Source organism: Micromonospora sp. WMMA1363, from assembly GCF_030345795.1.
Lineage (GTDB): Bacteria > Actinomycetota > Actinomycetes > Mycobacteriales > Micromonosporaceae > Micromonospora.
In genome coordinates this window covers 115,495-128,501 of sequence record NZ_JAUALB010000001.1, presented here as the reverse complement: position 1 = coordinate 128,501, position 13,007 = coordinate 115,495, and the positions used below count along the sequence as shown (strand labels likewise).

Sequence of the window (13,007 nt, the reverse complement as noted above, 5' to 3'; positions counted from 1 at the left end):
GCCTGCCTTTACGCTCGAGCACCGACGTCGATCTTCTTCATGGACCATCGGGCGATCTTGAGGGACATCTCGATCGCCTCGGTGGCGTACCGCACCATCTCGGCCTGGTAACCGGTCGCCGCCTCGACCAGGGCCGCCTCGCCCCGGGCGACGGCCGTCAACGCCCGGCACAACGCGCTCGCGTCGCGCAGGGCGGTGTTCGCGCCCACTCCCCCGGTCGGCGGCATCAGGTGCACCGCGTCGCCGAGGGGGATCACCGGTCCGGGTTCCCACGCCCGCACCGGCACCGTCGCCCGCAGGGCCAGCGGGTAGGTCTCCGCGGGCTGCGCATGGGCGAAGACGCCACGCAGGTCCGGGTGCCACCCGACGGTACGGTCCAGCACCAGCTGACGCAGCCGCTCGCCGGTCAGCCCGAAGAACTCGTCGTCGGTCAGGCCGAGCAGATCCTTGTGGACGCTGAATACCGACATGTAGTAGTCCTCGGACCCGCCCATCTCCAACCCCGGCCAGAGTTCCACGGCAGCCCGGGCCGGCGCCGTCCGGAACACCATCGGCATCAGCGCCAGCCGCAGCCCGTCGGGTGCGGTCACGTTGACGAACCGGTCCCGCAGCGACTCCGGCAGTCCGGTGGCGATCGCCACCGCCCGGGGCGTACGGGACAGGATCGCCCGCACCCCCAGATCCTGGATGTTGTCGTCGGGGCAAAGTTGCGCGCGGATCGCGGAATGCGCCCCGTCGGCCGCCACCAGCACGTCCCCGACCGCCCGGTCGCCGTCGGCGAAGTGTGCCACGACTTCGCCGCCGGCCTGCTCGTAGCGGACGAACCGTTTGCCGAACCGCACCGCGTCCCCGATGCCGGCGAGCAGCACCCGGCGCAGCGTTGCCCGGTCGACCGCGTCGATTCTGTCCGGCGCGTCGCCGCGCGGGTCGTCGAAGGTCGGTGCGGGCAGCGGGTTCAACCGCTCGTCGAAGGCGACCAGGCCGAGCTGGTGCCGGTCGTTCGCGGTGGCGGTGAGCAGGTCCTGCGCCCGCCGGGGCAGGCACTCGCGCAGGGCCGCCTCGCCCTCGGGGCTGATCCGCAGCCGGTACCCCTGCATCCGGCCCTCGGCGGAGGTGTCCCGCTCGTAGACCGTGACGTCGGCGATCCCCGCCTGCCGCAACCCCTGGGCGAGGCAGAGCCCGCCGATGCCGCCGCCGACGACCAGCACCCGCGGCCGCCCGACGTTCTGGCCTCCCATCGCGCCGTCAGCCCAGGACCACGTCGGCGATCCGGTCGAGGTGGTCCGGATCGGCCGTGCAGGACAGGATCAGCAGCTCGTCGCAGCCGTTCGCGGCGTACCCGTCGACCACGTCGCGGAGCTTGCCCTCGTCGGTGATGGCACCCTTCGCGAGGTGCTCCACCAGCTGGCCCATGTGCGCGTAGTAGCTGTGCATGTGCTCCATGGCGAGTCGGTGCCCGTCCGGACCGAGCGACACGTAGAGGTTGGCCCCCATCCGTGGTTCGCCCGCGCGCTTCTCTTCGGCCCACAGCTCCTTGACCTTGGTTACCAGCTCCGGGTACTTGTGCGGCGGCCCACCCGGGGATATCCAGCCGATGCCGTAGCGGGCTGCCCGGCGCAGGCCGGCCGGCGAGTGGCCGCCGACCCAGATCGGGATGTCGCCGTTGGTCGGCCGCGGCCCGACTCCGGGCACCGGCCCGGCACCCTGCCACACCTGGCGGAGTTCGTCGAGCATCGCGTCGAGCCGTTGGCCCCGGGTGTGGAAGTCGGTGCCGGTGGCGGTGTAGTCGTCCGCCCGCATACCCGCGGAGACACCGATGATCAGCCGGCCGGCGGAGAGCCGGTCCAGACTGGCGAGCTGTTTGGCCAGGTCCACCGGGCTGGGCCGGTACGCGGCGAGCAGGATCCCGGTGACCAGCTTGATCCGTTCGGTCACGGCCGCGGCGGCGGCCAGCGAGACGATGCCGTCGTAGTTGTCGTACACCACCCGGTCGGCGACGGTCAGGCTGTGGAAGCCGAGCTGTTCGGCCCGGCGGGCGAACTCGATCAACTGCCGTCCCTGCGCGCCGGGGATGGTCGTCGGCAGGCAGACTCCGATATCCATTGCGGACTCCCTGGGATTCACCGGTCGGGTTTCCTGCCGAGCGTTCGGGCGCCCGGCGGCACCGCCCGCTCCGAGCGGTGGTGCGGCCACTGTGGCCGGGCGCACCGGAGCGGCGGTCGAGCGGCGGTCGACCGGCGGTCGACCGGCGGTCGGGGCGGGGGCTGGCGGCACCGCCGGCCAGCAGCCGGCGCCCGGGGTACGGACGCGCTCGACACCCTCTCGAGGTCGGTCATGTCCGATGGAGGTCGCGCGCCCGCGCGCAATGTCCGTGAGCTGCGCACCGGCCGTGCCAGCCGTACCGGCGGAGGGATGCCCCCTGAAACTCGGAGCGATCATTGAATGGGCGGACGACCTCGCGGAGTTCCGGAGCGTCGTCCGACTGGCCGACGACCTCGGCTACGACGTCATCGGGGTCGGCGACACACCGGCCCGCGCCTACGAGATGTACGTGTCGCTCACCGTCGCGGCGTACGAGACGCGACGGGCGACGCTGGCCCCGATGGTGACGACGCCGTTCTTCCGCCACCCGGCGGCGACCGCCACCGCGATCTCGACCCTGGACCAGGTGACCGGCGGCCGGGCGATGCTCGCGGTCGGCAACGGCGGCAGCGTCCGGCGGATCGTCGGCCGGTCCCCGGTGGCCACCCCGCGCGAGCTGCGCGACTACGTGACCGCGGTACGGGCCGTGCTGCGCGGCGGGTCGGCCCGGGTGGACGGCTTCGACACCGAGCCGCTGGACCGGGTCCGGGACGTGCCGGTGCTGGTGGCCGCCGACTACCCGAAGAGCCTGCGGCTCGCCGGCGAGCTGGCCGACGGCGTGGTGACCACCATCGGCATGTCCACCGAGCGGGTGGCCCGCAAGGTGGCCCAGGTCCGAGCCGCCGCCGAAGCCGCCGGTCGGGATCCGGACGCGGTGCGGGTGTGGGGCTTCAGCTTCGTCTCGGTCCAGGACAGCCAGGCCGAGGCGAACGCCGAGATCGGCGCCGCGCTCGCCTCGGACGTGGCGCTGCGGTTGAAGTCACCGCACATGCGCTCCACCGTCCCGCCCGAGCTGCTGCCCGCGGTGGAGGAGATGGAGCGGCGCTACGACGTGTGGGACCACACGGTCGGCGGCAAGAACGCGCGGCTGCTGGCGGAGTTGGGTCTGGTCGACCTGGCTCTGCAGCTGACCGGGATCACCGGAACCGAAGGCGAGGTCGGCGCCCACCTGCGCCGGCTGGCGGAGGTCGGGGTGTCCGGCATCCTGGCGGCGCTGCCGCCGCTGGCCGACCCGGCGGGCCTGCTCCGCCGGTTGCACCGGGCGACGACGGCCTGACCCGGCGGGCCGCGGCGCCGTCCGCGCCGGCTGAGCCCGACGACGCCCCACCTCCGCTGGGGGAGGTGGGGCGAGGGTGGGATCAGGCCGCCGGCTCCCGGTGCTTCAGCCCGAGTCGGGGGTGCAACGCCAGGTAGAGGCCCGCCACGGCGTTGTCGGGATGAAACGGGGACTGCTTCATCTCGTGGACCCGGTTGAGGTTGTTCAGCGGGTTGGGGTCACCGCTGGTGTCGCCGTGCAGGTGCGACTGGACCAGCTGGTACGCGTGCTCGGCGTCGTTGAGGTCGGCGATGCCGGTGATGATCCGGTCGAACGCCGCCTGCAGGTGCAGGCGGTCCCGCTCGTCGCCGGTGAGCCGCTGCGCGTTGTAGAAGTGGTAGTCCTTGCCGCGGTAGCTTTCGTAGAACACCGACACCAGCACCAGCAGCCGCTCGTAGGCGTGCCGGTAGACAGTCTGGTAGAAGTGTCCCGCCTGGTCCTCGCCGACCTCGCCACGGAGCACGCTGGAGATGCTGGCCGCGGCGAGCATCCCGCTGTAGGTGGCCAGGTGCACACCGGTGGAGAGCAACGGGTCCAGGAAGCAGGCCGCGTCGCCGGTGAGCAGGTAGCCGGGCCCGGCGAAGGTCTCCGACACGTACGAGTAGTCCTGCTCGACCTTCGTGTCGGCGACCCGCTCGGCACCGTCGAGCATCTCCAGCACGGTCGGGCAGGTGGCGAGGGCCTCGTCGTAGACGGCCTGGATGCCGCCCAGCCGCTGCCGGCCGTCGTTGAACAGGTCCCGCCCGGTCACGAGGCCGACGCTGAGCGTCCCGTCGTGCAGCGGTATCGCCCAGAACCAGCCGTTCGGCACCGAGCAGACCGCGATCGCCCCGTCCGGTCCCTTGCCCAGCGGCCGCGCGTTCCTCCAGTACGACCAGGCGGCGACGTTGCGGAACACGTCGTGGAACCGGCGGCTGTGCAGGTGCCGGGTGGCCAGGACGCCGCCCCGCCCGGAGGCGTCGACCAGCTGGTCGAAGGTGATGCGGCCACCGGTGTCGGCATTCTTCGTCTCCTGCCACTGGGCGGCGACCGCCCGGTCCCCGTCGAACTCGACGTCACGGACGGTGACCCCCTCCACCACCTCGACGCCGAGTTCCCGCGCGTGGTCGAGCAGGATCTGGTCGAATTCGCTGCGGACGACCTGGAAGGCGTTGGTGTTGTCGGAGCCCTGGTCGGTGAAGCGCACCTCCCACTCCTCCGGGCCCCACGCGAAGTACGCGCCGCCCTTCGGCTGAAACCCGTGCGCCTCGATCTTCTCCCAGACGCCCAGCTTCTCGAAGATCGGGCGACAGGACGGCAGAATCGACTCTCCGATGTGGTAACGAGGAAAGCGGTCCCGCTCCAGCAGGGTGACCTGGAAGCCCTCCTGGGCCAGCAGGCCGGCCGTGGTGGAGCCCGCCGGGCCGCCACCGATGATCAGAATCTGGGTTGCTTCTCGCATACCGACAGCATGATGATCGCCGATGGGTTGCCGGTCGATCGCGGGTCGAGGGGCAACCCCACCGGCCGGGCCAGCACGATCAGGTCCATTCGCAGGCCGGCGGCGGAGCAGGAGCCCAACCCGGACGGAACCGCGGGCAGCCCCACCGCTCGCGCGGTGGGGCTGCCCGGGAGCGGTCGGTTACCGGCAGGGGCCCTCGTAGGCGCCGATGTTCGGCGTGTCGCCGGTGACCGGGTTGCCCCAGAAATCGCGGCCGCCGTTGTCCGGCACGGCCGCGCCCGCACCGATGGCCGGCGAGCCGCACCGGAGCCCGAACCCGACCGGCCGGTCGACGGTCGGGTCGCGGAACAGCGGGTCGCCGCTCACCGCGTTCGTGGTGTTGGCCGCCACGGCGGTGACGTTGTGGTACAGGTTGTGGTCGTAGACACCCACCGGGTCGTCGATTCGCGCGCCGGTCTCCTTACCGGAGAAGATGTTGTTGGTGAAGGCGATCGAGGTGTGCGGGAACGCGCCCGCCAGGTTCTCCGCGTTGGGCGCGTAGATCGTGTTGTTGTAGAACTTCGAGTTGGTGATCCCGTTGTCGCAGCCCGCCGCGACCACCGGGATGATGAAGCCGTTGAGGTCGACGTCCCTGTCGTTGTCGCTGATGTTGTAGCGGATGACCGCCCCGTCGCCGTGCGACCCCTCCGACGCGCAGAACAGGATGAACGGCCCGTCGTTGTCGTGGCTGTAGTTGTACTGGTAAAGCGGGTCCTGACTGCCGGCGTCGACGGTGAGCGAGAACGACGGCGGGAAGGCGGCGCCGCCGGTGATCTCGTTACGCTGCATCACCGGACGGTCGGAGTTGTAGGCGAGGATCCCCGCGTGCGACTGGGCGGCCCGCAGGCCGAAGCCGTCGACCTTGTTGCGCGCGGTCAGCGAGTCGACACCGTTCATCACCAGGATGCCGTCACCACCAAGGTCGGACAGCACGTTACGGAGGAACCGCACGTGCGTCATCGGTACGAAATGGTTGCTCCCGCCGGGAAACAGGTCGCGTTTGGACCAGCTGGAGAGCGTGCCGATACCGACGTTGTCCACGCCGCTGACGGTGTTGCCCGCCACCTTGATCCGGTCGAAGCCGGTGGGCACCGCGTCGCCGGCGGCCTCGAAGAGGATACCGCCGCTGTTCTCCAGATCCGGGTCCAGGCAGTCACAGCCCGGAACATCGTGCACGTGGACGTTCTGCACCAGGTAGTGCCGGCCGATACCGAAATCCTCCAGCAGCACGTAGATGCCGACCCGAGCGGTGCCGTCGGCCGGCCCGGGGTTGGTCACCTCAAGGTCACGGATCTCGTAGCCCTGCACGTTGCGCAGGAAGACGGCCGCCCGGGTGCCCGGCGCGACGATCTTCGGCCGAAGGCCGTAGCCGTACGCCCCGACCCTGATCGGCGCAGACGGGGTGCCCGACCCATTCGGCTCCAGCACACCCTCGCAGGTGGTGCCCCGGCGGAAGACGATCGAGTCGCCGGGGCCGAAGGTGGCCTGGTTGACCCGCGCCAGCGACCGCCAGGCGGTGCTCGGCAGCATGCCGTCGGCCGAATCGTCGCCCGCCAGGCAGTCGACGTGGTACGTCCGGGCCTGCCAGGAGCCGGCGTTCGCCGGCGAGGCGGGGGTGACCGCCGCCGCCAGGCTCGCGCTCAGGGAGACCATGAGTATGCGACCTCCGATTCGACGTACGCCGCGGAGAAGTGTTCGGGGACGGCCGGGGGTATCTGTCATGACACGGACTCCAGTGGCTGGGCCCCGGTCCCACCGCCCCGGCTGCGGGGACGGCGGGCCCGGTGCGGACGGGCGGTGGCCGGTCCATCGTGGAGTCGCCGTCTCGATGAGGGCTCGACGGCCGGGACCCGCGACCGTCGTTACACCGCCCACCCCTGCCGGCGCCACGCTGCGTCCGCGAAACCCAACTCACAGCGAGCGCCAGTCAAGAACCACTCGACGAGCCGGCTCCGGTCCTCGTCCCCGCCGGCCGCCACGATCTCGTCGACCATCGACAGCCAGCCGGCGACGTAGTCGCCGAACCCGTCGTACGCCAGATACTGCTCGATCCACGGCCCGTACCGCGACGACCGGTCGGCGCGGCGCCGCAGGTCGTCGGAGACGAGCAGGTGGAACCAGCTCATCGGCAGCAGCGCGCCCACCCCCGCGGCGAACGAGGTGACCGGCGCCGCGACCATCACCGAGGTGTACCCGTGCACCGCCGGGCCGGGGCCGGCCGGAGCCGGGTCGGCGGGGCGTCCGAGCGATACCGCCAGCCGGGCCAACTCCCGGTCCAGCCGGGGCAGTGAGCCGATCGTGGCCTGCGCCGCCCCGGCCAGCAGGCCGGCGTGCTCCGCCCGCTCGGCGCCCGCCGCGCACCGGGCCAACGCCCGCGCGTACGCGGGCACGACGTATCGGGCGTCCTGCTCGGCGAACCACCACAACGCCTCCGGCGGGAGCGTCCCGTCGCGCAGCCCGGCCCAGAACCGGTGGGCGGTGACCCGCTCCACCAACGGCGCCGCGATGTCCGCCAGCTCGTCCTGGGGTCGGACCCGGGCCGCCGGTCCCGCCGTCACGACACCGCCGGTGTCAGCCGCTCGGCGCCGGCTACCACGGCGAGCACATCGGTGAGCACCTCCTCCGGCTCGCCCGAGCCCTCGACACTGCGCCAGGCGACGAACGCGTCCGGCCGGACCAGCACAGCGCCGCGCACGGAGACGCCGAACGCCGCAGCCCAGTCGACACCGGTCGTGGTGACGTCCCCGCCCGGGCCGACACGCACCGACGTCAGCGGCGCCGCCGTCCGGGCCGCCAGCCGGGTCGCCGCCTGATGCCAACCGTCGTCCTCGACGCCACTGAGCAGCACGAACGAGTCCCAGAACAGATCGATCGTGGACAGCTCCCGGGCGCCGGAGCGCAGCCACAGGTGCGGAGCCCGGGTGCCCGGCTCGCCCGCCAGGGTCAGCGGCGCGGTGAGCACCGGCGGGTGATCGTGGGCGAGCACCGCCGCCGAACGGTACCGGTAGCCGAGGGTGATGATGATGTCGTCCACCATCTCCCTGTCGGGGCGGCCGTCGCTGTGTCCGTGCCGGATCCGGTTGCGGACCATGGCCTGCTCCGCCATCGCCGCGCCCACCGCGTGCCGCTCCTGGTGGTACGTGTCCAGCAGCGCGGAGCTACCCCATCCCTGCAACGCGGCGGCCAGCTTCCACGCCAGGTTGTGCGCGTCGTGGATGCCGGTGTTGGCACCGAACCCGCCGGCCGGCGGGTGCACGTGGGCGGCGTCCCCGGCCAGGAAGACCCGGCCGACCCGGAAGGTGTCGGCGACCAGCTGCGAGCCCTCCCACGGGACCTTCGCCACCACCTCGACCGCCATGTCGGGTCGTCCCGCGGCCTCCCGGACGATGGCCACGCAGCGCTCGTCGGTGAAGTCCGCCGGCGACTCGCCCCGGTCCGGGTGGTAGACCGGCGCCGCCAGCCACGGGTCGCAGCCGTGCAGCCGGGACAGCCCGGTCATCGTCCCGCCCACCGTGGCGTAGCAGAGGATGAACGGCCGATCCGCGAGGATCCGCTCCAGCTCGGGCGCCCGGAAGTAGATGCTCAACGCGTGGAACACCGAGCCGCGACCGGAGCGGCCGACACCCAGGAGACCCCGCACCGAGCTGCCGGCGCCGTCGGCGCCGACCACGTAGCGGGCCCGGATGGTCCGTTCGGCACCGGTGGACTCGGTCACCGTGGCGGTGACACCCTCGTCGTCGGCCGCGATGGCGGTCAGCCGGGCACCGAAGCGGATCTGTGCGCCGAAATCCTGCGCCTTGGCCGCCAGCACCACCTCGTAACGATCCTGGCCGCAGCCCATCACCCGCTCGGGGCTGATCTCCGGGCCGTCGAGCGACGGCGCCTCCAGCACCTGGGCGTTCGCGATGTCGGAGTACGTGTTGACCCGCAGGATCCCGCCCTCGAAGTAGCGGTGCGAGTCGCCGATCTCCAGCGCCCGGATGTCCGCGCCGATGCCGGCGGCGCGGAACAGCTCCATGGTGCGCGCCTGCAGACCCGGGGCGCGGGGCAACCGGGAGGTGTTGGGACGCTTCTCCACCACCAGGGTGGGCACCCCGTGCCGGCCGAGGAAGACCGCCGTGGACAGGCCCACCGGGCCGGCACCCACGACCAGTACCGGAACCTCTTCGTCGTACATGCTGTTCCTCCTGGGCTCGTCGTCGGCTCAGCTCGCCCTGGCCACCTGGCCGCGCGCCGCGGCCTCGACCAACCCCTTGATCCGGTCCATCTGGATCACCGTGTTGCGGTTGAGGTGCGCGGTCATCGCCTCGTCGTCGACGGGGGCCTGCGGCAACATGTGAAAGTCCTGCACCCACCGCATCCGCACCCCGCCGTCGACCTCGGTGTACGTCCAGTGGATGTGCATGTATTCGAACGGGCCGGTCTCGATCCGGTGGGCCCGCACCTCGCGGCGCGGTCGGTCGACGGTGCGCTTCGACACCCAACTCCACACCGTGCCGCCCTCGTCGGGATGCATGGTGAGCCGGAACGTGACGCTGTCGCCGTCCCGTTCGAGGATCTCCGCGGCGGCGTACTCGCTGAACAGCTGCGGCCACGACGCCACGTCGTTGGTCATGTCCCACACCACGTCCATCGGCGCGTCGATGACGATCGTGTTGTCCGTGTGTCCTGCCATGGTGCTGTCTCTCCTCACTCGACACCGGCCCGGGTCACGCCACCCGGCCGGCCGTTTCGATCAACCCGCCACGGCGACGACCGCGGCCGCGTTGAAGCCGCCGTACCCGCGGGCGACGACCAGCGCCGCCCGCAGTCGCGCCTCGCGGGGCACGTCCCGTACCAGGTCCAGGTCGCACCCCGGAGCCAGCCGGCCCACCCCCACGGTCGGTGGGATCACCTGGTCCCGGAGGGCGAGCAGGGCGCACGCCAGGTCCAGCGCGGCGCCGCCGGCGTAGAGCCGGCCGGTCATCGTCTTGGGCGCGGTCACCGGCACCCCGGCCGGGCCGAACACCGCGGTGATCGCCGCCGCCTCCGCCCGGTCGGCGTCGGGCACCCCCGCCGCGTCGGCGAACACCACGTCCACCTCGCCCGCGGCGACGCCCGCGTCGGCCAGGGCCAGTTCGATCGCCCGGCGGAGGCCGGGCTCCCGGCCGGAGCCCGGCCTGGGGTCGAAGGTGGCCGCCTGGCCGGCGATCACGCCGTACACCTGCGGTGCCCGGCGTTGCCGCGCGTCGGTGGCGTCCTCGACGATGAGCATGGCTCCGCCCTCGCCCGGCACGTGCCCCCCGGCGTCGGCGTCGAACGGCAGGTATGCCCGCCGCGGGTCATCGCCCCCGCTGAACGTGCCCTTGCTGAGCTGCGCGGTCAGCCCGTACGGGCACAGCGAGGCGTCGGTGCCGCCGGTGACCACCAGCCGGGTCCCCTGCCAGACGAGCGCCCGGGCCTGCCCGGCGGCGTCCAGCGCCCCGGCCTGCTCGGTGCAGACCACACCGCACGGCCCGCGCATTCCGTGCCGGATGGAGATCTGGCCGGTGGTGGCCGCGTAGAACCAGGCGATCGACTGGTACGCCCCGACCCACGACGGCCCCCTGGTCCAGAGCCGCTCGATCTCCCGCTGCCCGAACTCCGTACCCCCGGAGGAACTGGCGGTGACGACGGCCATCTCGTACTCGGGGAAGGCCGCTGGGTCGGCGCCGGCGTCGGCGAGGGCCCACGCGGCGGCGGTCAGCCCGAGGTGGGTCCAGTTGTCGGTCTGCGGGATGAGCCGGCTCGGCACGTGCGCGGCGGCGTCGAAGCCGCGGACCTCGCCGGCCAGCCGCACCGGGTAGCCGGCCGGGTCGAAACGGCTGATCCGGTCGATGCCGCTGCGGCCGGCGAGCGTCGCCGCCCAGTACGCCTCGGTGCCCAGCCCGTTGGGGGCGGCGACCCCGATCCCGGTCACCACGGCTGCCCGGGTCACCGCGGAGCCTCCCCGCGGTCCTTGGTGATGACCATCGCGGTCTGGAAACCGCCGAAGCCACTACCGACGCTGAGCACGCCACGCATCCGGTGCTCCCGGGCGGTGACCGGCACGTAGTCCAGGTCGCACTCCGGGTCCGGGTTGTGCAGGTTCGCCGTTGGTGGCACCACCTGCTGCTCCAGGGCCAACGCGCAGGCCGCCACCTCGATCGAGCCGATCGCGCCGAGCGAGTGCCCGACCATCGACTTGATCGAGCTGACGGGCACCTGGTACGCCCGGTCGCCCAGCGCCCGTTTGAACGCGGCGGTCTCGTGCCGGTCGTTCTGCCGGGTGCCGGAGCCGTGCGCGTTGATGTAGTCGATGTCGGACGGGTCGAGCCGGGACGCCGCCAGGGCCTGCCGGATCGCCTCGGCCATCTCCCGCCCGTCGGGTTTCAACCCGGTCATGTGGTACGCGTTGCTGCGGCTGGCGTAGCCGGCGATCTCCGCGTACACGTGCGCCCCCCGGCGGCGGGCGGCCTCCCACTCCTCCAGCACCAGCACCGCCGCACCCTCGCCGAGGACGAACCCGCGCCGCTTCGCGTCGAACGGACGGGACGCGTGGGCCGCCTCGTCGTTGTCCGGCGAGGTCGCCTTGATCGCGTCGAAGCAGGCCGCGGTGATCGGCGACAGCGGGGCGTCCGTCGCTCCGGCGACCACCACGTCGGCGCGCCCGGACCAGATGAGGCTGGCACCGTTGCCCATCGCGTCCAGCCCGGCAGTGCAGCCGGTGGAGATCAGCGACACCGGCCCCTCGGCGCCGACCGTCCAGGCCACCTCGGTGGCCATCGTGCTCGGCACCATGTACCCGTACAGCTGTGGCACCGCGTACGCCGGATCGACCAGCCAGCGCCGGCCGCCGTCGCTGAGCACCAGGTACTCCTCCTCCAACCCGGTGGTGCAGCCGACCGCGCTGCCGATGCTCACGCCGGTCCGCTCCGGCGGCACGCCGGCGTCCCGCAGACCGCTGTCGGCCCACGCCTCGCGGGCGGAGACCACCGCGAACTGCGCCGCCCGGTCCATCCGTCGGATCTCCTGCGGGCTCAACCCCTGCGCGGCCGGGTCGAAGTCACATTCGGCGGCGATCCGGGACCGGAAGTGGGTGGCGTCGAAGAGGGTGATGGGACGGGTGGCGGTACGCCCGGCGGTGAGCAGGTCCCAGTACGCCTTGGTCCCGATGCCTCCGGGCGCCACCACACCGATGCCCGTCACGACCACCCGACGGTGTCCGGTCATCGGCGCGGGCCCCCCACGTCCGGGACCGGGGCACCGCCGGTACCGGACGGCAGTTCCTCGGTGTCGACGTGCCCCAGCTCGGGCCGGGGTGCCAGCGGGCTGAGGTGGAACACCGCCCGCACCTGTTCGGCGCCGGCGTTCCACACCCGGTGACGCCTGCCGATCGGTACGAGCAGTCCCTCGCCGGCGACGAGATCGAGCTCACCGGCGTCCTGCACCCGGACGGTCAGCCGGCCGGCCACGACGAGCAGGAACTCCTCCGAGTACGGGTGGTAGTGCTCGGTGACGTACTCGTCGGGGGCGAGGGTCAGGGTGCCCATGAAGCCGGATGTGGACCCGACCGTCCTCGGGCTGAGCACCACCCGGATATCCCCGCCGCGCCGCCGGTTGGCCGGCACCTCGCGGGCGGAGACCCGCAGCGGACGGGTCGGGGTCTGCGCGAGTTCACTCACCGGGGGCCTCCCAGACATAGAACGGTTCGGCCATGGCGTCCTTCGGCTCGCGCCAGTTCGGGTCGTACGGCCGGATGTGGTGGGACAGCTGCTCGTTGATCTGCCCGTAGAGCGGGTGGCTCCGGGCCTGGTACAGCCGGGACGAGATGTCCTCGTCGGCCTCCACCAGATGGAAGTACAGATCGTGGAAACGGAACAGCGTACGGCGCGTGACGCCGATCATCCGCGGCAGATCGGTGGAGTCCGAGCTGGCGAATATCGTGGCCACGTCGTCCGCTTTCTCGGGGGCCATCCGGGCAACGATCAGCGTTCGATGCACACCAATCACCTCTCAGTCGTTGCCGCCGATGATGCGGCATCCGCCGACAGGTGCGGTCGAACGCTGCTC

General features: G+C 72.2%; 12 protein-coding genes. 1 reads left to right on the top strand and 11 read right to left on the bottom strand.

All coding sequences use genetic code 11. The features are described from left to right. Nucleotides 1–8 precede the first annotated feature (8 nt). Both QTQ03_RS00640 and QTQ03_RS00635 read right to left on the bottom strand, forming a co-directional pair. Nucleotides 9–1,238, bottom strand: coding sequence for an FAD-dependent oxidoreductase (locus QTQ03_RS00640; protein ID WP_289276218.1), 1,230 nt, complete (start codon nt 1,236–1,238; stop codon nt 9–11). Between the two features lie 7 nt (nt 1,239–1,245). Further along, nucleotides 1,246–2,103 (bottom strand): LLM class flavin-dependent oxidoreductase, encoded by an 858-nt coding sequence (locus QTQ03_RS00635; protein ID WP_289276217.1) that lies wholly within the window; start codon nt 2,101–2,103, stop codon nt 1,246–1,248. A gap of 286 nt (nt 2,104–2,389) precedes the next feature. Here QTQ03_RS00635 and QTQ03_RS00630 point away from each other — a divergent pair, with 286 nt between their 5' ends. After that, nucleotides 2,390–3,418, top strand: coding sequence for an LLM class flavin-dependent oxidoreductase (locus QTQ03_RS00630; protein WP_289276216.1), 1,029 nt, complete (start codon nt 2,390–2,392; stop codon nt 3,416–3,418). 82 nt (nt 3,419–3,500) lie between these two features. Here QTQ03_RS00630 and QTQ03_RS00625 read toward each other — a convergent pair whose 3' ends face one another. The 9 genes from QTQ03_RS00625 to QTQ03_RS00585 form a co-directional block, all read right to left on the bottom strand. After that, the gene (locus tag QTQ03_RS00625; protein WP_289276215.1) at nt 3,501–4,898 is read right to left on the bottom strand and encodes an NAD(P)/FAD-dependent oxidoreductase; all 1,398 of its coding nucleotides are present in this window, start codon (nt 4,896–4,898) and stop codon (nt 3,501–3,503) included. Between the two features lie 180 nt (nt 4,899–5,078). Then, complete coding sequence (locus QTQ03_RS00620) at nt 5,079–6,590, bottom strand: right-handed parallel beta-helix repeat-containing protein (protein ID WP_289276214.1); 1,512 nt, start codon at nt 6,588–6,590, stop codon at nt 5,079–5,081. Nucleotides 6,591–6,799: 209 nt separating this feature from the next. Next, the gene (locus tag QTQ03_RS00615) at nt 6,800–7,495 is read right to left on the bottom strand and encodes a TenA family protein (protein ID WP_289276213.1); all 696 of its coding nucleotides are present in this window, start codon (nt 7,493–7,495) and stop codon (nt 6,800–6,802) included. Continuing rightward, a complete protein-coding gene (locus QTQ03_RS00610; protein WP_289276212.1) occupies nt 7,492–9,114 on the bottom strand; it encodes an FAD-dependent monooxygenase in 1,623 nt (540 codons plus the stop codon). Before QTQ03_RS00610 ends, QTQ03_RS00615 begins: the two co-directional genes overlap by 4 nt. Before the next feature lie 27 nt (nt 9,115–9,141). Next, nucleotides 9,142–9,612, bottom strand: coding sequence for an SRPBCC family protein (locus QTQ03_RS00605; protein WP_289276211.1), 471 nt, complete (start codon nt 9,610–9,612; stop codon nt 9,142–9,144). A gap of 60 nt (nt 9,613–9,672) precedes the next feature. Next, nucleotides 9,673–10,893, bottom strand: a complete 1,221-nt coding sequence (locus QTQ03_RS00600; protein ID WP_289276210.1) for a ketosynthase chain-length factor — start codon at nt 10,891–10,893, stop codon at nt 9,673–9,675. After that, a complete protein-coding gene (locus tag QTQ03_RS00595; protein WP_289276209.1) occupies nt 10,890–12,167 on the bottom strand; it encodes a beta-ketoacyl-[acyl-carrier-protein] synthase family protein in 1,278 nt (425 codons plus the stop codon). The genes QTQ03_RS00600 and QTQ03_RS00595 overlap by 4 nt, the downstream gene beginning before the upstream one ends. After that, complete coding sequence (locus QTQ03_RS00590) at nt 12,164–12,619, bottom strand: cupin domain-containing protein (protein WP_289276208.1); 456 nt, start codon at nt 12,617–12,619, stop codon at nt 12,164–12,166. The genes QTQ03_RS00595 and QTQ03_RS00590 overlap by 4 nt, the downstream gene beginning before the upstream one ends. Beyond that, a complete protein-coding gene (locus QTQ03_RS00585) occupies nt 12,612–12,938 on the bottom strand; it encodes a TcmI family type II polyketide cyclase (protein WP_289276207.1) in 327 nt (108 codons plus the stop codon). Before QTQ03_RS00585 ends, QTQ03_RS00590 begins: the two co-directional genes overlap by 8 nt. Nucleotides 12,939–13,007 lie beyond the last annotated feature (69 nt).